The organism is Pantoea sp. GCM10028869 (genome assembly GCF_042666835.1).
Taxonomy (GTDB): Bacteria; Pseudomonadota; Gammaproteobacteria; order Enterobacterales; family Enterobacteriaceae; genus Pantoea; species Pantoea leporis.
In genome coordinates this window covers 522,748-542,172 of sequence record NZ_JBHTGO010000003.1, presented here as the reverse complement: position 1 = coordinate 542,172, position 19,425 = coordinate 522,748, and the positions used below count along the sequence as shown (strand labels likewise).

Genomic DNA, 19,425 nt, shown 5'->3' with positions numbered 1-19,425 from the left:
ATGAATTGCGCCGCTTCAATGTGTGCTCTCGGTAATTAGCCTTACAAGGTAAGCCGTTAACGCAAATTAGTTAGGGGGATTATGGGTGGCGTACAGCGGCCAGGATTCAAACAGATAACCATCGAAATCAATATCATCAACGTCTGAGAACTCCAGCAGCCGCTGTTTCACATTTTCCAGATGTTGCCACATCGCCAGCTTGGCGGCGCGCGCGTCTTTTTTGATCAGCGTCGCGAGGATTTTTTTGTGATCGTCGAGCCACTGTTTGCGGTAATCGTTGTTGACCAGATGGCGATGCAGTTGGCTCCACATCACGTTATCTTCGCGCCACTGCCAGGATTGCTTAAACAGCTCAACCAGCATGCTGTTGTGGGTGGCTTCGGCAATCGCCAGATGGAAATTGCGATCACCGTTTTCACTTTGGTTGACCGCTCCCGACGCCAGCTCTTTCTCTTCCAGCTCCAGCGCCTGGCGCATCTTCATGATGTCTTCACGCGTCGCCTGCAGCGCGGCGAACTCGGCAATATTGCTCTCCAGCAGCTGACGCGCCTGCAACATCTCGAACGGTCCGGCATCGTTGCTGGCTTTGTGAAGCGAAACAGGTTGCTGCGGCGAATCGTGAATCACATAGATGCCCGCACCGCGACGTACCTCAATTAATCCTTCCAGCTCCAGCATAATCAGCGCTTCACGCACCAGCGTACGCGTCACATTCAATAGCGCGGCGAGTTCGCGCTCCGGCGGCAGCCGTTCGCCCACCGCATACTGCTTCTGCGTGATCATCTGGCGGAGCATTTCCCCGACTTCCTGATAAGGGCGCTGTGCTGAAGTTTGAGTTTTCATCGTGCTCTTTTCTGTGTGTTAAAGGATTCACAATCTCTGATACAGCCTCACTCAGAGACGCGCACTATAGCATAGCGAATAAGAATCGGCCTGGTCACGGCGCGCAGTGACCAGGCCACCATCACTGGGCTTTCAGCGCGAAATAGCGTTCGGCATTGTTAAAGCAGATGTCGCGCAGCATGTTGCCGAGCATCGGCTCATCGTGCGGCACAATGCCGTCTTTTACCCACTGCGCCAGCAGATTGCACAGAATACGGCGGAAGTATTCGTGGCGCGTGTAGGAGAGGAAGCTGCGTGAATCGGTCAGCATACCGACAAACTGGCTGAGCAAGCCGATTTGCGACAGTTGCTCCAGTTGACGCAGCATGCCGTCGCGCTGATCGTTGAACCACCAACCGGAACCGAACTGCACCTTGCCGGCAACGCCCGCGCCCTGGAAGTTGCCCGCCATAGTAGCCAGCACTTCGTTATCGCGCGGATTGAGGCAATAGAGAATGGTTTTCGGCAGCTGATCGTTGAGGTCCATCGCATCCAGCAGGCGCGCCAGCGGCCAGGCAATATTGTTATCGCCAATCGAATCAAACCCGCTGTCTGGCCCGAGCTGGCGGAACATGCGCGTGCTGTTGTTACGGATCGCGCCGATGTGCAGCTGCATTACCCAGCCGCGTCGCGCATATTCGCTGCCAAGCCACACCAACACTGCGCTGCTGAACTGGGCGATTTCCAATTCATCCAGCGCATCGCCACGGCGACGTTTCGCCAAAATCGTATCGAGCACGCGGTCGTCCGGCACCGGCGCAAAGCGCAGGGTTTCAATACCGTGGTCTGAGGCGCGACAACCGTGGGCGGAGAAGTGGTCAAGGCGTCGTAACAGCGCGCGGCGTAGCGCCTCGAAGCTGTCGATGGCGACATCGGCGGCGGCTTCCAGACGAGCAAGATAGTCGACAAAACCCTCCAGCTCGATTTTGAAGACCTTGTCCGGACGCCAGCTCGGCGCAACGTCAATATCAAAGCTGCGGTCATCGGCGATTTGGCGGTGATAGTGCAGTGAATCAACCGGATCGTCGGTGGTGCCGACCATGCGCACCTTCATCTGGTGCATGATGCCGCGCGCGGAAAATTCCGGCGTCGCCAGCTGTTCCGCACAGCGCTGCCAGATCGCAGGCGCGGTGTCCGGGCCAAACAGCGTATCGGTGATGCCAAACGGGCGCCGCAGTTCAAGGTGCGTCCAGTGATAGAGCGGGTTACCGAGGGTTTTTGGCACCGTTTGCGCCCAGGCGAGATACTTGTCGTAGTCGCTGGTGCTCTTGCCGGTAATCAACGACTCATCGACGCCCGCAGCGCGCAGCGCGCGCCATTTGTAGTGATCGCCTTCCAGCCAGATTTGGCCGAGGTTGGCGAAGCGACGATCTTCAGCAATCTCCTGAGGATTGAGGTGACAGTGATAATCGTAGATTGGCATATCCGCAGCGAAGTCGTGGTACAAGCGCCGCGCGACGTCGCTCTGCAGCAGAAAATCTTCATCCATAAAGCGCATTATTGGGCTTCCTGAGCAAAATAGGCGCGGTGGATCGCCAGTTCGACGCCGCGAATTTCCGCCAATCCTTTGAGGCGACCGATCGCCGAGTAGCCGGGATTGGTTTTCTTCTTCAGGTCATCCAGCATCTGGTGGCCGTGGTCGGGACGCATTGGAATCAAATCTTCCTCCCCCGCGGCTTTACGTCGCTGTTCCTCTTCGGCAATCGCTTTGATCACCGCAAACATATCGACATTGCCACCCAAATGCGCGGCTTCGTGGAAGCTGTTGGGGTTCTCTTCCCGCTTGGTGGAGCGCAGATGCGCGAAGTAGATGCGTGGGCCGAAGCGCTTGATCATGCCGGCTAAATCATTCTCTGCCAGCACGCCGTACGAGCCGGTACACATGGTGAAACCGTTGGCGGGGCTGCTGACGGTATCGATCATCCATTGCAGATCGTCGGCGTTGGAAACGATGCGCGGCAAGCCGAGAATTGGGCGTGGCGGATCGTCTGGATGTACCGCCATGCGTACGCCCACTTCTTCCGCCACCGCGACAATGGCGCGCAGGAAGGTGGCAAAATTCTCTCGCAGCTCGGCCTTACCGATACCTTGATAACGCGCCAGCTGGGCGCGGAATTGATCCAGCGTGTAGCCTTCCTCCGCACCCGGCAAACCGGCGATGATGTTGCGCATCAGGCGGTTACGGTGCTCTTCACTCATCGTTGCAAAGCGTTCAGCAGCCTCGGCGATCTCTTGCGCACTGTAATCCTGCTCCGCGCCGGGACGCTGCAGAATGTGCAGTTCAAACACCGCGAACTCAATCTGATCAAAACGCAGGGCTTTCGCGCCATCCGGCAGCAGATATTCGAGATCGGTGCGCGTCCAGTCAAGGATCGGCATGAAGTTGTAGCACACGGTTTTAATGCCGCACTGCGCCAGGTTGCGCAGCGACTGCTGATAATTGCTGATCCAGTGCTGGCAGCGGCCGCTGCCTGTTTTAATCTCTTCATGAATCGGCACGCTCTCCACCACCGACCACACCAAACCGGCGGCTTCCACCTGCGCCTTGCGCTGCATGATTTCGTCGACTGACCACACTTCGCCATTAGGGATGTGGTGCAGTGCGGTGACGATGCCGGTTGCGCCCGCCTGGCGCGCATCGGACAGAGAGACAGGATCGTTGGGGCCGTACCAGCGCCAGGTCTGCTTCATGTTGTTACCTCACTCACTATTGGTTGACCAATATTCTTTATTAGCGCGCTACATCAGATAATAACTACGCGATTCCGGATTAAAACTCTGCTCTTTACGGGGTTAAGTCAACCTGGTAAGTGATTTTGGTTAACCAGATCACATTTGCGACATCAATCTGGCGACCACTTTTCGCAACTGTGGTTCACTCCTGGCGGATGGTTATAAATGACTCACTAACGGAGAATCAGATGAACCGCAGTTTAAACCCAGGGATAACCGCCGCAGGCACCAAACGCACCTTGCGCAATCTGCGCTGGTGGGTATTGGTGCTGTTCTTAGCAGGCGTCACGGTCAACTACATCACCCGTAACTCGTTGGGCTTGCTGGCACCGGAGCTCAAAACCAGCCTCAACATCACCACCGAACAATATTCCTGGATCGTTGGCGCATTCCAGCTGGCGTATACCTTCTTTCAACCGATTTGCGGCTGGCTGATCGACGTTATTGGCCTGAAAGTCGGCTTCCTGATCTGCGCCACCATTTGGGCCGTCGCCTGTTTGTTCCACGCTGGCGCGGCCAGTTGGGTGCATCTGGCTATCCTGCGTTTTGTCATGGGCGGTGCAGAAGCAGCAGCCACGCCCGCTAACGCCAAAGTGATTGGCGAATGGTTCCCGAAAAAAGAGCGTCCTATCGCCGCCGGATGGGCGGGCGTGGGCTTCTCGCTTGGCGCGATGCTGGCACCGCCGATTATCTACTTTGCGCACGCTTCCTTTGGCTGGCAGGGCGCGTTCCTGTTCACCGGCTGCCTGGCGTTGGGTTGGGTGGTGCTGTGGTGGTTGTTCTATCGCGATCCGGAGCAGCATCCCAATCTGCAGGCCTCGGAACTGGAATTTATTCGTCAGGATAATGAACCGCCAGCAGTGAAACTGCCGTTCTTTACCGCGCTGAAAACCGTGTCGAAAAACAAACGTTTTTACGGCATCGCCATTCCCGCCTTTATGGCTGAACCTGCCTGGGGCGTGCTGAGCTTCTGGGTGCCGCTCTATCTGGCGAAAGAGCTGGGTATGGATCTGAAGCAGATTGCTATGTTCGCCTGGCTGCCGTTCCTCGCCGCCGATTTAGGCAGCGCGGCCAGCGGCTATCTGACGCGGCTCTACACCAAAATCTTTGGTTTTACCCAGGTTAATTCCGTGGTGGCGAGTTCGGTGACGGGCGCTTTCCTGATGCTGTCGCTGGCGCTGGTGGCGGTCACTAAAGATCCTTACGTAGCGATTGCGCTGATCTCGATTGGTGGTTTCGGCCATCAGATCATCTCCTGCATGCTGAGCGCGCTGGTGGTGGAGAAGTTTGATAAAGGCCAGATGGCCACCGTCAACGGCATGCGCGGCTCGTTCGCCTGGATCTCCAGCTTCCTGTTCTCACTGCTGATCGGCGTTACCGCCGACACCATTGGCTTTAATCCGCTGTTTGTCGCCATGGGCTTCTTCGACCTGATTGGCGCCGTATTCCTGATTGCTTTTATTGCTGAACGTCGCGCCCAGCGCGCATGAAAAAGTGGGTAACGATGAAAACGTTAAAAAATTGGTCATTAGCCGGTTCCGATGCACACCACGTGGCGTTAACCGTCGACGGCAAACACACGCTGTGTCTGTATGTGCTGGAAACGGGCATGTTCCGCGTGGCGATTAAACGTCATGGCGCATACAGCCTCGATCGCACCTGGAGCATCGCGCCACAAAGTGATGTGCCGTGGGAAGGGCGTCAGCGTGACAGCCTGGCCGGATTCACCTTGCCATCGTTCACGCTGGAAGAAGAGGGCGACACGCTGGTGGTGGCCACCGATAAGCTGCGGGTGATCGTCCATCAACCGCTGGCGCTGGAGTGGCAATATTGCGACAGCCACGGCGCATGGCAGCTGCTGACCTGCGACCGTCCAACCAGCGCTTATCAAATCAACGCGCACGGGGATGGCGTGGCGCACTATCAGTGCCGCATGAACGACGATCGCTATTATGGTCTAGGCGAGAAAACCGGCGATTTGCAGCGTAATGGCCAGCGCTATGAGATGCGTAACCTTGATGCGATGGGCTACAACGCGGCCTCCACCGATCCGCTGTACAAGCATGTGCCTTTTACCATCACCCGTCGTACCGATGTTAGCTTTGGTCTCTATTACGATAACCTCAGCAGCAGCTGGTTTGATCTGGGTAATGAACTCGATAACTATCACCAACCGTATCGCCGCTGGCAGGCGGAAAGCGGTGATATCGACTATTACCTGTTTGTTGGTGACAAGGTACTGGATGTCACCAAAGCCTTTGTGCGTCTCACAGGTAAAACGTTGTTCGGCCCGAAATGGAGCCTCGGCTACAGCGGTTCAACCATGCATTACACCGATGCGCCGGATGCACAACATCAGCTGATGAACTTCATTCGTCTCTGCGAAGAGCACGAAATTCCGTGCGATTCATTCCAGCTCTCGTCCGGCTACACCTCAATTAACAACAAGCGCTACGTGTTCAACTGGAACTACGACAAAGTGCCGCAGCCGGAGGTGATGAGCCAGGCGTTTCACGACGCCGGCTTGCGCCTCGCCGCCAATATCAAACCGTGTCTGTTGCAGGATCATCCGCGTTATAACGAAGTGGCGGAACAAGGGCTGTTTATTCGTGACTCCGAAGAAGATGCGCCTGAACGTTCGGTGTTCTGGGATGACGAAGGTTCACATCTCGATTTTACCCATCCGCAAGCCGTCGCCTGGTGGCAGGAAAACGTCACCAAACAGCTGCTGGAAAAGGGCATCGATTCCACCTGGAACGATAATAACGAATATGAAGTGTGGGACGGCGAAGCGCGTTGTCACGGTTTCGGCACGCCAATTGCCATCAAACACATTCGCCCGGTGATGCCGCTGCTGATGATGCGCGCCTCGATGGAAGCGCAACAGCGCTTCGCGCCGGAAAAACGTCCTTTCCTGATTTCCCGTTCGGGTTGCGCCGGGATGCAGCGCTATGTGCAAACCTGGAGCGGCGATAACCGCACCAACTGGACCACGTTGCGTTACAACATCCGCATGGGATTGGGTATGAGCCTGTCCGGTTTGTACAACGTAGGGCACGACGTCGGTGGCTTCTCCGGCGATAAACCAGATGCAGAACTGTTTGTGCGCTGGGTACAAAACGGCGTGATGCATCCGCGTTTCACCATTCACTCGTGGAATGACGATCACACCGTCAATGAACCCTGGATGTATCCGGCGGCTACGCCTGCGATCCGCGCCGCGATTGAACTGCGTTATCGTCTGCTGCCTTACCTCTATACGTTACTGTGGCAGGCGCATGCTGACGATGAACCGATGCTGCGTCCGACTTTCCTCGATCATGAACAGGATGCGCAGACGTTCGCCGAGTGCGATGAGTTTATGCTGGGCCGCGATCTGCTGGTGGCCAGCGTGGTCGAACCCGGCCAGCGCGAGCGTCGTCTGTGGCTGCCCGACAACCAAACTGGCTGGTATGACTTCGCTACCCAGCAATGGTTCAGAGGCGGTCAATGGATCACGCTGGCGGCTCCGCTGGAAACCCAGCCGATGCTGGTGCGTGCCGGAGCGGGCTTACCGCTCAGCGAGCGCCTGCGTCATGTTGACACTAAAACTGACGATCGCCGCACCTTGCAGCTGTTCCCGCTGAAAGGCAAAGGTGTCAGCCACGGTATGCTGTTTGAGGATGATGGCGAAAGCTGGGGTTATCAGCAGGGCAATGCGCTGTGGCTCTACTGGAAAATGCGCAGCGATGCTGAGGCGATTCACCTCAACTTCCAGCGCAAAGGTAGCTTCCAGCCAGCCTGGCAAACGCTGAACGTTACATTGCCGCCGGGCGAACAGCGTCAGCTGTTTATTGATGGCGTGGCGGTGGATAAGGCGCAGGCAGAAGCGGTGTTAGCGGATATTGCTGCGGAGTAATCGATCGCCCTGAATGGCGGCACAACATCGATGTTGTATTCGTAAGGTGCGCATTCATGCGCACCTGGAATAAAGTAGAGAGATCAGTCGATTAACCCTTTCGCTCGCGCCAACAGAAACGCGGTGACCGTTGTCGCATCGCTGATCTTTCCTGCCAGAATCAGTTCAAGAAACGCATCGATTTTAATTTTCTTCGCGGTTAATCCCACCTCTTCCGCATCCAGATTTTGCCCCTGATTCGCCATTCACATTTTCTGAATTAACGTGCCATCGCCTGTTTTAGGGCGTTTAGAAAAACCGTGACGCGCGTTGGCAGATGCCGTGCGGTGGGAAACAGCGCCCAGACGCCGAGCAGCTGCGGTTGGGCATCTCGCAAGGTAATCTCAGTCAGTTCACCTGCCGCCAACTCTTGCTGCACATCCCACGCAGAGAGCTGGGCGATGCCGCTGCCCGCTACGCATAAGGTACGCACGCCTTCCACATTGCTGCCGCTAAAACGGCCCTCAACGCTGACACTGGAAATATGGTCGTCGACTATAAAACTCCATTGCGGCACGCCGGATAAGCGCAGGCAGTTATGCTGATGCAAATCTGCCAGCAGTTTTGGCGTGCCGAAGCGCGCCAGATAGTCTGGAGAAGCACAGAGCACGCGCGGATTATCCGCCAGCCGCTGCGCGACTAAGCGCGAATCCCGCAGCGGGGCGATGCGAATGGCGACATCGTAGCCCAGCCCAACAATATCGGTGACGTTATCGCTGAGCTGGAAATCGATCTTCAGTTCGGGATTCTCCGCCATCAGCGCGGGCAGCAACGGAATAATGGTGCGGCGGCCAAAACCAGAAGGTGCGGTGATGCGCAGCTGGCCGGTGGCGCCCTGTTTATTCGGCGAGAACAGATTGCGCGCGCTCTGTTCGGTTTCCGTCAGGGTTTTGGCGTAGGGCAGAAACTCTTCACCTTCATCTGTTAACGCAATGGCGCGGGTGGTGCGATGCAGCAGGCGCACGCCGAGATCTTCTTCCAGCGAGGCGAGTCGGCGTGAGACCGTCATCGGCGTGGTGTTCAGTCGCCGCGCGGCCTGCGTCAAGCTGCGCGTCTGGGTGACCATCAGAAACACCTCAACATCTTTTGAGTTCATTGTAACGATTTCCGTTATACAGACGTATCATCATCGGCCATTTTTGTCCCTGTGGCGACCGAATATACTGCGCTCTGTAGATAATCCGCATCCAGAGAGCAATATGAGTGATAAACATCTTTTTCAGAGCGGCACACTGAACCGGCTGGCGCTGAAGAATCGCATTATGGTGGCGCCCATGACGCGCATCTCCGCCAGCGTTGACGGCATACCGGGCGAACGTATGCAGCACTACTATCAGCGCTTCGTGCGCGGCGGCTTTAGCGCCATCATCACCGAAGGCATCTATATCGATGAAGCCTGGTCGCAAACCTATGCGTTTCAGGCGGGGCTGATTAACGCTAAACAGAGCGCCGGCTGGCGTGCGATCACCGATCGGGTGCATCAGCATGGCGGCAAAATCATTGCGCAGTTGATGCATGCCGGGGCGATATCGCAGGGCAATATCTATCGACCGGACACGCTCGCGCCCTCAGCGGTGCAGCCGCGCGGGGAACAACTCGGTTTCTATCACGGTCATGGCGCCTATCCGCTGCCACGCGAAATGAATGAAGAGCAGATCCAGCAGGTGATCGACAGCTTTGCGCACACTGCGGCGCGGGCAATCGGCGAAGCGGGTTTTGATGGCATCGAAATTCATGGCGCTAACGGCTATCTGCTTGACCAGTTCTTTACCGATTACACCAATCAGCGCAACGATCGCTGGGGCGGCGATATCGTGGCACGTTTGTCTCTGACGCTGGCGGTGATCGCCGCGGTGCGCCAGCGCGTAGGCAAGGATGTTACGCTGGGAATTCGCCTCTCACAGGGCAAAGTGAATGATTTTCATCACAAATGGCAAGAAGGTGAAGCGGGCGCGCGTCTGGTATTCGCCGCGATTGCTGAGGCCGGCGTGGATTATCTGCATCTGACTGAATATGACGCGCTGCAACCGGCATTTGCCGATTCGCCGCTGTCGCTGGTGCAAATTGCGCGCCAGGCAGCACCGAAATTGCCGATTATCGCCAATGGCGCGTTAAGTGATGCCAGCACGGCGGCGCAGGCGCTGGAGCAGGGCGCGGATTATGTGTCGATAGGCAAAAGCGCGCTAGCCAATCCCGACTGGCCGATGCGTATTCGTGATGGCGTGGCACTGCGCGCATTTGATAAAAATCTGCTGGCGCCATCGGCGGGTGTGAAAAACTGCGAATTGGTTTAACGCTGAAAGGGCGTTGATGGGTAAATGGGTCGCCATGAATGGCGTAATGCCGATCAGTTAAGCGCCGTATCAAATCACCGCACCTTCCGTAGCGGCGCGATTTATCGCGCAATAAATTGCGCCGCTACAATGTGTGCTCTCGATAATTAAGGGTTTTCATGTCTCAACTGACGAGCATTACGCCATGAATGGCGACCACACGATTATTGCGCAAAAGCCCACGTCAGTTTGCCATTGTCAGAGACCAGCTTCTCCAGCTTCTTCTCGTTCACTTTCTTGCGTGCGCCTAACCGATCCGCCGTCAGCGGGCCGCTATCGCTGTGCGCAATCACCGTGTCTTTCGGCACGCTGGTCATCTTCTCAGCGATGGTTTCCAGCGCTTTGGCGTAACCGTTGCGGTTATTGAGGTCAAAGTTCTTCAGCGGCAGCTGCGTTTCCAGCCATTTGCCCCAGTAGAACTCGAGGAACGGCGGCGGATTCTGCTCCTTCTCAAAGCCAATATCGCGCACGAAATAGACCAGCGAGCGATATTCATCATTCTGCATATGCTGGCGGCCCAACTCTTTCGGCAGCGCGTCCGGTTTAATTTTGCCAGCTGGCGTATCCAGCCACACCAGATGTGCCGTTTCCATTTTTTGCCAGAAGGCGGACATGGTTTTCAGGCTGCGGAAGTCATCGGTGATGCGCACTTGCACCGGCGTGTTAAGACCGGCGATATCGGCGAAATTGCTGAAAGTATGATGACCATCGGTAAGGTACAGCACGTTATCCGGCGCAATCACCGCCGTTTTCATCGGCCCCGGTTCGCTGCCGACCGGCGCTTTACAGCTGAAGCTGCTGGGCTGCGAGAGACGTGATTTATTGTCAATTTTATCAACGCCTTTCTGCCCCATACTTTCGCAATAATCATCGAACAGCTTTTTCGGTTCGGCTTCATAACGATGCTGTTTGTAATCCAGCTGACGATAGCCAATCGCAGCCTGCGTTGGATGGAGTTGCGCTAACTGCACTTGCACAATATCACCGGCCTTGATGTCGGCGGGCAGCGCGGCGGATGCCTGTCCGGCTGACCATAACAGCGCCAGTATTGACCACGGTGTTCTCATTCCTTTTCCTCGAATCGCCTGAAACAGATACGCACAATAGCATTAGTGTCATTTTGCCGCTGTAGTGTTGTCGCTCGCGGTTGCCCAGTCGCAACCGGTCATCCAGACATCTGACCACACGGAGCTTTGATTATGGCACTTGCTGCTGTGCAACCGACAAAACTGCAACACACCGTTATCGATCCCAGCGTGCGCATGCGCGAAACCCAGATTGGCGCGCAATGTGAAGTGCTGGCCGAAACCTATATCGAATACAGCGAACTGGGCGACTTCTCCTATCTCGGAGAACATTGCTGCGTCGCCGATGCGCAAATCGGACGCTTTACCGCCATTGCCAATCATGTACGGATTGGCGCACCCAATCATCCGATGGATCGCGCCTCGCAGCACCGTTTCACCTACTGTCCGGAATACTACGATGCGCAGGCGGAACGCGATAATGGCTTCTTTGCTGACCGTCGCGCCGATCGCGTGATCATTGGCAATGATGTGTGGATTGGGCATGGCGTGATCGTACTGCCGGGCGTGGCGGTGGGTGACGGCGCGGTGCTGGGGGCCGGTGCGGTGGTGACGAAAGAGGTGCCGCCATACACCATTGTCGGTGGCGTGCCAGCCAAAGTGATCCGTGCACGTTTCGCGGCGGATATTGCCGCGCAGCTGCAGGCGATTGCCTGGTGGAACTGGCCGCTGGAGAAGCTGATGGCGAATCTGGCCGATTTCCAATCCTCCGATCTTCGCGCATTTTGCCAGCGGCACGGCAGCTAACCGCGCTGCAAGCGCCATTTGTCGTCGCAGCGAATCTCAAGTAAACTCATAATACCCTGTTTTTGAGATTGCTTGAGATGAAGCTGCGCCGCCCACCCGCTCAACTTATTGATTCGCTGAGTATCAGTGAGATTAATTCGCTCCTCGCCAGTCATGCCGAGTGGGATGAGCGCTATCTGCATTTCGATGAGTTGTATCGTCGTGTCAGAGATAGTCAGACGCGTGAGAAAGTGTGGAGCGCACTGAAATTCAAGCGCCGCAGCAGCGCGCAGCACTTTGTGATCGCCGATCAAACCGTGACCTGTAATCTTACGGCCAAAATCACGGCGGCGATGTCGATGGTTGATCGTATGACCTTTGCGCGCAACGGCGAACCAACGGATGAGGACTCGGCTTCTTACCTGATGTCACAGCTGATCATGGAAGAGGCGATTTCATCCAGCCAGTTGGAAGGCGCGGCGACCACCTCGCGCGTGGCGATGGAGTTGCTGGCGGTGGGGCGTGCACCGCGCAACGAAGATGAAAGCATGATCATGGGCAACTGGCGCTTGATGCAGCACATTGCCACGCTGGGTGACGCGCCGCTGACGCGCGCCGATATTCTGGAAATTCATCACATCGCCTGCGCCGGCATTAATGATGAAAAATATCGGCCTGGCGCCGTGCGCGACAATAACGATGTGTTTGTTGCCGGGCGCGACGGCGAAATCATTCATCAGCCGCCGGATTATCAGCGGCTCAATAGCCTGCTGGACGCGTTATGCGCCGAAGTTGCCTGGCTGGAGCAGCAGGGCACGCATCCTTTGCTGGTGGCCTGCGTGATGCACTTTGCCATCGGCTACATTCACCCGTTCAATGATGGCAACGGGCGCACCGCGCGCGGGCTGTTCTACCATCATCTGATTCGTCACGGTTACAGCGCGTTCCGCTACATCTCCATCAGCAAGCTGTTGAAAGCCGCCGCGGTAAAATACGGCATTTCCTATCTTTACAGCGAAACTGATGAGATGGATCTGACCTATTTCGTGCAGTTTCAATGCGAAGTGGTCATGCGCGCGGTGACTGCCTTCACCGAGCAAATCGCCACGCTACACAAAGAGCGGGAGCGTTTAGTGACGTGGGTGGAAGAGCATATGACTTTAGCCAAAGGGGAGCTGGATATCATGGCCATCGCGCTGAATGCGCCGGGTTCGTTACTCAGCTCTGCCGGGATTAAATCGCGGCTCGGCATCGCGGATAACACCGCGCGTGCGCGCCTGAAAAACCTCACCGAACAGGGATTGTTGCGTCCACTAAAGGAGGGGAAAGGAACGGTGTATCAGGCGCCTGTTTCATTGCGCAAGCTGCAGGAGTGGCTGAAAAAGCGCGAAGGGTAACAGCGTTATCGCAAGCAATCTCAAAATGCCCTATTTTTGCGATTACTTGCGATGTGGATTAGATCGGCGGATGCATTACCATCACCGACAGCACCGCTTCCTGCGGCAACCCGACATGCAGCAAAATCTGCTGGCGATAATGATTGTCGGCGTCGCGCGCATCGTCGCTGAGTAACACGCCCACTTCATTGACGTTCTTGCCAGCCACCTGCACCTTGTCACGCGCGGCACTGCGCATCCATTCGTACTCGATATCAATGTGGCCGGTATCAATGCAGCGAATGCCATGCTGGCTGAGATCGTAAGCCAGCACCGTGGCGGTGGGGCCGAGCGACATTAGCACCATATCGTAATCGCGTGCGTGCGCCAGCACCGAGCTGTAGAGATCGTTGTAAACCGAGAAGGCGTTGCGATTGAGCGTGGTGATGCGTTTAATCTCCCGCGCGCCATCGAGCAGATCGTTTCCGATGCCGAGACGCGTGCCGCTGCCTTCCACAATTAATATCTTTTTATCGCTGAACAGCTGTTTGAACTTATTAAATACGCGAACCGCCTGCTGCTTATCCTTATAATCGTGATAGGGACGCGTAACGGAGGTGTTGCCGTAGCGATAATCTTTCTTTAATAAGCTTTCATAATGGCGAAAATAAAACGCTTTATGAAAAAACCAGAATAGGGCCGAACCAAAACGCATATTCGCGGTGCCACGAAAGGCATCGGGCATACATAATAAACACGAATTCTTCGGCTGACTCCCGCGCCGTAATATCTCTTTAAGGCGAATAGAGAGTCGTTCATCAAAAGATTGAAAGCCGATATTCTTGAACAAAGTCATTTCCAGTTCGCCGTCGCCATAGCGGCTTACGGAGAGCTTGTGGTTGCTAAGCAGCAGGTCAATGGTCTGTTCAGGCGACATCACCTGATATTGCCGGGCTCGCGCATTGGCAACCGGAAACTTAAAAGCAGCGTGTGTGAGTTTAAAAGGAAAACGTAATTTACGATAAAAGAAATCTGCGCTAATCATCATAACCTTCTTTTTATTAGCGGCCTTGCCGCAGAGCAGTTACGTGATTTATATCACGCTTAATCCGGGATAACAGGCTGAGGAAACTCTCAAAAAGTCATTGCGGCGCAATGGCTAATCAATTTAAAAAAGATTAAATGAAGAGGGGATAAATAAAACTGTAATAAAACCGCACTTATTCGCGCTGCTATGATAATTGTTGCCAGGAATAATCGCAGCAGCGCATTAATGATTAATTAAGTTATTTCAATTGATGATGAACGGTTAAAGCGATTTTCCGGCTTTACTAAGCCTAAACGATCGCGCAGCGTGCCCGGTTGATAGTCGCTGCGGAAGACGCCCGCAGCCTGCAGGCGCGGGACAACCTGTTCGAGGAAGCAATCTTCGTTCTCGTCAATGTAGGTGGGCAGAATGACAAAACCGTCGCAGGCCTGATGCTGATACCAGTCAATCATCTGCTGCGCAATGCTATCCGCTGTGCCGGTCGGTGCCGGGAACGACAAGCTCTCGGCGTAGCGTTTCGCCATCTCGCCCAGCGTCAGGTTCTGCTCAATGGCGCTGGCGATCACATATTGAAAACGGCCTTTGCTGCCGGTGATCTTTTCACGCAGGTCAGGCACCGGCCCGTCAATGGGGTACTGCGAAAGATCGATATTCATGCTGGCCGAAACAAAGCTGAGGCCCGATTCCACGGTAATCAATGATTTCAGGTACGCCGCACGCTCCTCGGCATCGCGCTGCGTATTGCCGACAATCGGCACCATGCCGGGCAGAATGCGCAGTTGATCGGGCTGACGCTGATACTGCAGCGCACGCTGTTTCAGGGTTTGATAAAACTGCTGCGCGCGTTCCCGATTAGGTTGCACCACAAACAGCACTTCCGCCTGTTGCGCGGCCAGATCGATAAAGGCTTCCGATACGCCAGCCTGGATCACCACCGGATGACCTTGCGGCGGACGCGGCAGATTAAGCGGTCCCTGCACGTTGAAAGATTCACCCTGATGATCAAGCCTATGGAAGCGTGCCGGGTCGGCAAAGTGCGCCTGCGCTTTATCCAGAATCAGCGCGTCCTCTTCAAAGCTGTCCCACAGCGCTTTCATGACATCAATAAATTCGGCCGCGCGGCGATAGCGATCTTCATGGCAGAAGTGCTCGCTGCGACCAAAGTTGCGCGCTTCGGCGTGGCTCAGCGAGGTAACCACGTTCCACGCTGCGCGCCCGCCGCTAATATGGTCGATGTTTGCCAGTTGACGCGCGGTGGTGTAAGGCACCGAATAGGAGGAGGAAACCGTGCCGCCGAGGCCGATGTGGTCAGTCACCGCCGCCAGCGCGGCTAATAATGTTAAGGGTTCAGACCAGCCAACCTGACGATGCTGCACGGTGTGCGCCAGATGCCCGCCGTAAACATCATCAATCGCCAGCTTGTCCGCGACAAAAATCATGTCCAGCTTCGCGTCTTCGGCGCGCTGGGCGATTTTGCGGTACAGCGGCCAGTTACTGCCGCCGGTCGCAGCTGAATCGGGATGGCGCCAGCCGCCCTGATGAATGCCGGAGTCGAGGTAGAGCGCCAGATTCATCATGGTTTGGCGGCTCCGTTGGCGTTAAAGAAGGAGGCATCCACCAGTTTGTCAGCTTTTAAGCCGGGTTTGATCAGGCCGCCGCGGGTGAAGGTATCAATCGCCAGCTGCTGGCGTTTCTCTACCAACGCGTAATCTTCTACCGGCGCGTTGTTTTCACGCTGCACTTTACTCAGCGCCACCGCATCTGGCAGACGCAGCAGTTTGGCGATCTCGCTGGCGTAGGCTTGTGGATGCGCCACGCCCCACGCACGTGCGCGAATCAGGCGCTCGCGGAAGTCCGTGAGCTGCTCACGCTTGCTGGCGATGGCGCTATCGGTCGCCACCAGATAGTTTGAAACCGGCGAATTTTTGCCGTCGATGGCGATGCGATCGCCGGACTGCGCCACGGCAAAGGACACATAAGGTTCCCAGGTTGCCACCGCATCCACCGCGCCATTATCCAGCGCCAGCGTGGCTTCCGACGGCGTGGTGAAGACAAAATTGACGCTGTCGTCGGGCAAACCCGCTTCGTGCAGCGCATTCAGCACCATGTTTTGCCCGGCCGATCCTTTTACCGTCGCCACTTTCTTGCCTTTTAGGTCGGCGATGCTGTGCAGGGCGCTGTCCTTTTTCACCAGGATGGCATTGCCGAGATATTGCGATGCCTGAATGGCGCGGATCTGCGCGCCTGCGGCCACGGCAAACGACAGCGGACCATCGCCGACTAAGCCGGCATCCAGATGCTGGGAGTTGAGCGACTCCAGCAGCGGCGCAGCGTTGGGGAACTCATACCATTTAATTTCATACGGCACATTGTTGAGCTCGCCAGCGGCGGACATCACCGCGCGAGCATTGCCTTTTTGATCGCCGACGATCAGTGGGTCAGTTGCAGCGTGAGAAGTCACCGCGAGGAGCAACAATGAGCTGGCTAATAAAGTGATTTTCATAACGTTTCCCGGGTAAAAAGAAAACAGCGTAAGTTTTCTACTACAGCGGGCGTAGTAACAAATCTGCGCAAGGTTATGTCTCAGGCGCAAATGCCCCCAAATCGCGCATCCTCGCCATTTTTCGTTATCAAAAAATGCGAATTTTCCTCACTAATGATTAATTCTCTCAACGAAAATGAAACGTGATTTCAGTCACAGATTGAACGAGGCGGTAGCTGGCAGCCATTAGCCAAACTACATTCATTAGCGGAGCTAACGACACACCTCGCAACGGGTTTTTACTAAACGGTAACGTACGTTAAAATTCTGTTGATTTTATGTGGGGTTATTTTTGAGGTTTTTCGATGAAAATGGTTGAGGGATTAGCATGGTTAACAAATTAACCAGTATTGTGCTCGCGATTCTGGCGATTGCCTTGCTGTACATGGGCGGCAAGCTGTTAATGCTGGGCGGCAGCGCCTTCTATGCGCTGATGGCGGTGGGATTACTCATCACCGCAATATTACTGTTCCGCAACCAGCGCAGCGCGCTGGCGCTGTATGCGGTGCTGATGTGGATTACGCTCGCCTGGATTATCTGGGAAGTGGGCTTTGATAAATGGCAGTGGATCCCACGCGGTGACCTGTTCGGCGTTATCGGCCTGTGGCTGGCGATGCCGTGGGTGGTGAAACCGCTGTATCGCGGCGAACGCCGTTTCCACGGCTTCCTCGGCGGCACCGTGATTATCATGATCGTGGTGGTGATTGGTCTGTGCTTCTACGATCCGGTTCCGCAGCAAGGCACCATCAGCAATGCCCGCGAGCAGAACAGCGAGCAGGGCGCCGCTAACGACTGGACCGCGTACGGTGGTTCGTCTGACGGCCTGCGTTTCTCGGCGCTGAATCAGATCAGCAAAGAGAACGTCAAAAACCTCGAAGTTGCATGGACCTACCACACCGGCGATCTGCGCCAGGATGCGGATGCCACCGAATACACCTTCGAAGCTACGCCGCTGAAAGCCAACGGTATGCTGTATTTCTGTACGCCGCATAACGAAGTGCATGCGCTTGATCCGGAAACCGGCGCGGTGAAGTGGAAATTTACGCCAAATAAAGACCGCTCTTACCTGCAGCAGCATCAGACCTGTCGCGGCGTAAGCTACTACGAAGAAACCCCGGTTGCCGCACAGGATAGCGCCGCAAATCCGGCCATCTGCCGTAAGCGTATCTTTAACGCCACCACCGATGCGCAGCTGATTGCGCTGGATGCCGATACCGGTAAACCGTGCGCAGATTTCGGTCAGAACGGTGTGGTTGATCTGCACGCCAACATGGGTGAAGTGCGTCCACATGCGCTGATGCAAACCGCAGCACCGCTGGTGGCGGGCAAGCTGGTGATCGTTGGCGGTTCCGTGATGGATAACGGCTTCAACAGCGGCAACCCGTCAGGCGTGATTCGTGCCTATGACGTGCAAAGCGGTCGTCTGGTGTGGAACTTTGATCCGGCTAACCCGGAAAACACCGCGCCAATTGCTGCCGGTCAAAACTACCCGCAGGACACGCCAGTGGCGTGGGGCACGTTGAGTGCTGACCTGAAAAATGGCGTAGTCTATGTGCCGTTTGGTAACGCTTCACCGGATGAAGTGGGCATTGAACGCGATCCAAACAGCAACACCGAGAAGTTCCGTGATGCGCTGGTGGCGCTGGATCTGCAAACCGGTGCGTTCAAATGGCGCTATCAGAGCTCCAACCACGATCTGTGGGACCGCGATAATCCGTCACAGCCTTCGCTGGTGGACATCGATTATCAAGGCCAGAAGCAGCCTGTGGTGATCCTGCCGACCAAAACCGGCAACCTGTTTGTGCTGAACCGTCTTACCGGCCAGCCGGTGTATCCGGTAAACCAGGTGAAGGTTTCGACTGAAGGTGGCGTAGCGGGTGAGAAATTTGCGGCGACTCAGCCGGTTTCCAGCCTAAACTTCATCCCGCAGCCGTTGACCGAGAAGTCAATGTGGGGCATCACGCCGTTTGACCAGATGTCATGCCGCATGGATTTCCGTAGCCTGCGCTATGATGGCAATCCGTGGACGCCCGCAACGGAAGGCGGTTCACTGATCTTCCCTGGCAACATTGGTGTGTTCAACTGGGGTTCTGTTGCGGTTGATCCGCAGCGTCAAATGCTGATTGCCGCGCCAGTGCGTCTGGCCTACAAATACAACCTGATCAAACGCACCGAGCAGACCGCCACCGAGCGCCTGTTCACCAAAGATGGCACGCCATACTGGAACGAAAACTTCCACGGTGACTACGCGATCCATATCCAGCAGATGGCGTCAGGCCTCGGCATTCCCTGTGTTGCGCCGCCTTGGGGCCGCATGGTGGGCGTGGATCTGAAGACCGGTAAAACCGAATGGCTGCGCCGTGTGGGCGTCACCAAAAACCTGAAGACCAGCTTCCTGCCTGGCCGCTTCCCCATCGGCTTCCCGATGGGCATGGTGGCGCACGGTGGTCCATTGCTGACCGCAGGGGATTTGGTGTTCCACGGTGCAACTGCGGATAACTTCTTCCGCGCCTACGACAGCACCACCGGCGAACTGCTGTGGCAGACCGAGCTGAGTGCCGGTGCGCAAGCCACGCCGTCTACCTTTATGGGTAAAGACGGTAAGCAATATGTGGTGATTGCCGCAGGCGGTCACGGTTCGCTCGGCACCCAGGCGGGTGACAGCGTTGTGGCATTCCGTTTGAAGTAATCGCAGTAAAATAGAATAAGGCGCCCGCTGTGGCGCCTTTTTTTGTTTTTGTCAGGTTATATTGAGCATCCCTA

15 protein-coding genes are annotated in these 19,425 nt (G+C 55.8%); 6 read left to right on the top strand and 9 right to left on the bottom strand.

From position 1 onward, the window contains the following. Nucleotides 1–66: 66 nt before the first annotated feature. The 3 genes from uxuR to uxuA all read right to left on the bottom strand — a co-directional run bounded on the left by uxuR (nt 67) and on the right by uxuA (nt 3,573). On the bottom strand, nt 67–843 hold the full coding sequence (uxuR, locus tag ACFQW4_RS10325; protein ID WP_137385745.1) for a Uxu operon transcriptional regulator: 777 nt from the start codon (nt 841–843) through the stop codon (nt 67–69). A gap of 121 nt (nt 844–964) precedes the next feature. After that, the gene (gene uxaC / locus ACFQW4_RS10320) at nt 965–2,383 is read right to left on the bottom strand and encodes a glucuronate isomerase (RefSeq protein ID WP_377725371.1); all 1,419 of its coding nucleotides are present in this window, start codon (nt 2,381–2,383) and stop codon (nt 965–967) included. Next, nucleotides 2,380–3,573 carry a mannonate dehydratase gene (gene uxuA / locus ACFQW4_RS10315; RefSeq protein ID WP_377725167.1) on the bottom strand — a complete coding sequence of 398 codons (1,194 nt, stop codon included), beginning with the start codon at nt 3,571–3,573 and terminating at the stop codon, nt 2,380–2,382. The genes uxaC and uxuA overlap by 4 nt, the downstream gene beginning before the upstream one ends. Before the next feature lie 230 nt (nt 3,574–3,803). Between uxuA and ACFQW4_RS10310 the strand changes: the two genes are divergently transcribed. Continuing rightward, nucleotides 3,804–5,105: an MFS transporter gene (locus ACFQW4_RS10310; RefSeq protein ID WP_110866104.1), complete on the top strand. Its 1,302-nt coding sequence runs from the start codon at nt 3,804–3,806 to the stop codon at nt 5,103–5,105. Between the two features lie 14 nt (nt 5,106–5,119). Next, nucleotides 5,120–7,513 (top strand): TIM-barrel domain-containing protein, encoded by a 2,394-nt coding sequence (locus ACFQW4_RS10305; RefSeq protein WP_377725165.1) that lies wholly within the window; start codon nt 5,120–5,122, stop codon nt 7,511–7,513. Between the two features lie 83 nt (nt 7,514–7,596). On the opposite strand, the gene ACFQW4_RS10300 is transcribed toward ACFQW4_RS10305, so the two are convergent. Further along, nucleotides 7,597–7,758, bottom strand: a complete 162-nt coding sequence (locus tag ACFQW4_RS10300; RefSeq protein WP_225608150.1) for a hypothetical protein — start codon at nt 7,756–7,758, stop codon at nt 7,597–7,599. Nucleotides 7,759–7,772: 14 nt separating this feature from the next. Further along, nucleotides 7,773–8,648 (bottom strand): LysR family transcriptional regulator, encoded by an 876-nt coding sequence (locus ACFQW4_RS10295; protein WP_101764454.1) that lies wholly within the window; start codon nt 8,646–8,648, stop codon nt 7,773–7,775. Between the two features lie 103 nt (nt 8,649–8,751). Between ACFQW4_RS10295 and ACFQW4_RS10290 the strand changes: the two genes are divergently transcribed. After that, a complete protein-coding gene (locus tag ACFQW4_RS10290; protein WP_377725162.1) occupies nt 8,752–9,846 on the top strand; it encodes a tRNA-dihydrouridine synthase in 1,095 nt (364 codons plus the stop codon). 203 nt (nt 9,847–10,049) lie between these two features. Here ACFQW4_RS10290 and ACFQW4_RS10285 read toward each other — a convergent pair whose 3' ends face one another. Then, on the bottom strand, nt 10,050–10,952 hold the full coding sequence (locus ACFQW4_RS10285) for a ParB/Srx family N-terminal domain-containing protein (RefSeq protein ID WP_101764452.1): 903 nt from the start codon (nt 10,950–10,952) through the stop codon (nt 10,050–10,052). 132 nt (nt 10,953–11,084) lie between these two features. On the opposite strand from ACFQW4_RS10285, the gene ACFQW4_RS10280 reads away from it, so the two are divergent. Together ACFQW4_RS10280 and ACFQW4_RS10275 are read left to right on the top strand one after the other, a co-directional pair. Then, entirely contained in the window at nt 11,085–11,717 is a 633-nt protein-coding gene (locus ACFQW4_RS10280; protein WP_377725160.1) for a DapH/DapD/GlmU-related protein, read from the top strand. Nucleotides 11,718–11,794: 77 nt separating this feature from the next. Then, nucleotides 11,795–13,093, top strand: a complete 1,299-nt coding sequence (locus ACFQW4_RS10275) for a Fic family protein (RefSeq protein ID WP_377725158.1) — start codon at nt 11,795–11,797, stop codon at nt 13,091–13,093. A 58-nt stretch (nt 13,094–13,151) separates the two neighbouring features. Here the strand turns inward: ACFQW4_RS10275 and ACFQW4_RS10270 are convergent, their stop codons facing one another. The 3 genes from ACFQW4_RS10270 to ACFQW4_RS10260 all read right to left on the bottom strand — a co-directional run bounded on the left by ACFQW4_RS10270 (nt 13,152) and on the right by ACFQW4_RS10260 (nt 16,623). Then, nucleotides 13,152–14,117 carry a GT-D fold domain-containing glycosyltransferase gene (locus ACFQW4_RS10270; protein ID WP_377725369.1) on the bottom strand — a complete coding sequence of 322 codons (966 nt, stop codon included), beginning with the start codon at nt 14,115–14,117 and terminating at the stop codon, nt 13,152–13,154. Nucleotides 14,118–14,353: 236 nt separating this feature from the next. Next, on the bottom strand, nt 14,354–15,697 hold the full coding sequence (locus ACFQW4_RS10265) for an NtaA/DmoA family FMN-dependent monooxygenase (RefSeq protein WP_377725156.1): 1,344 nt from the start codon (nt 15,695–15,697) through the stop codon (nt 14,354–14,356). Beyond that, nucleotides 15,694–16,623, bottom strand: coding sequence for an aliphatic sulfonate ABC transporter substrate-binding protein (locus ACFQW4_RS10260; protein ID WP_277974842.1), 930 nt, complete (start codon nt 16,621–16,623; stop codon nt 15,694–15,696). The genes ACFQW4_RS10265 and ACFQW4_RS10260 overlap by 4 nt, the downstream gene beginning before the upstream one ends. 367 nt (nt 16,624–16,990) lie before the next feature. Between ACFQW4_RS10260 and ACFQW4_RS10255 the strand changes: the two genes are divergently transcribed. Further along, a complete protein-coding gene (locus ACFQW4_RS10255) occupies nt 16,991–19,351 on the top strand; it encodes a membrane-bound PQQ-dependent dehydrogenase, glucose/quinate/shikimate family (protein WP_377725153.1) in 2,361 nt (786 codons plus the stop codon). Nucleotides 19,352–19,425 lie beyond the last annotated feature (74 nt).

Coding starts and splice junctions, on each gene's coding strand:
- uxuR (WP_137385745.1), bottom strand. CDS start 843: ATGAAAACTCAAACTTCAGCACAGCGCCCTTATCAGGAAGTCGGGGAA.
- ACFQW4_RS10260 (WP_277974842.1), bottom strand. CDS start 16,623: ATGAAAATCACTTTATTAGCCAGCTCATTGTTGCTCCTCGCGGTGACT.
- ACFQW4_RS10255 (WP_377725153.1), top strand. CDS start 16,991: ATGGTTAACAAATTAACCAGTATTGTGCTCGCGATTCTGGCGATTGCC.
- ACFQW4_RS10270 (WP_377725369.1), bottom strand. CDS start 14,117: ATGATTAGCGCAGATTTCTTTTATCGTAAATTACGTTTTCCTTTTAAA.
- ACFQW4_RS10310 (WP_110866104.1), top strand. CDS start 3,804: ATGAACCGCAGTTTAAACCCAGGGATAACCGCCGCAGGCACCAAACGC.
- ACFQW4_RS10295 (WP_101764454.1), bottom strand. CDS start 8,648: ATGAACTCAAAAGATGTTGAGGTGTTTCTGATGGTCACCCAGACGCGC.
- ACFQW4_RS10290 (WP_377725162.1), top strand. CDS start 8,752: ATGAGTGATAAACATCTTTTTCAGAGCGGCACACTGAACCGGCTGGCG.
- ACFQW4_RS10280 (WP_377725160.1), top strand. CDS start 11,085: ATGGCACTTGCTGCTGTGCAACCGACAAAACTGCAACACACCGTTATC.
- ACFQW4_RS10285 (WP_101764452.1), bottom strand. CDS start 10,952: ATGAGAACACCGTGGTCAATACTGGCGCTGTTATGGTCAGCCGGACAG.
- ACFQW4_RS10300 (WP_225608150.1), bottom strand. CDS start 7,758: ATGGCGAATCAGGGGCAAAATCTGGATGCGGAAGAGGTGGGATTAACC.
- uxuA (WP_377725167.1), bottom strand. CDS start 3,573: ATGAAGCAGACCTGGCGCTGGTACGGCCCCAACGATCCTGTCTCTCTG.
- ACFQW4_RS10275 (WP_377725158.1), top strand. CDS start 11,795: ATGAAGCTGCGCCGCCCACCCGCTCAACTTATTGATTCGCTGAGTATC.
- ACFQW4_RS10265 (WP_377725156.1), bottom strand. CDS start 15,697: ATGATGAATCTGGCGCTCTACCTCGACTCCGGCATTCATCAGGGCGGC.
- ACFQW4_RS10305 (WP_377725165.1), top strand. CDS start 5,120: ATGAAAACGTTAAAAAATTGGTCATTAGCCGGTTCCGATGCACACCAC.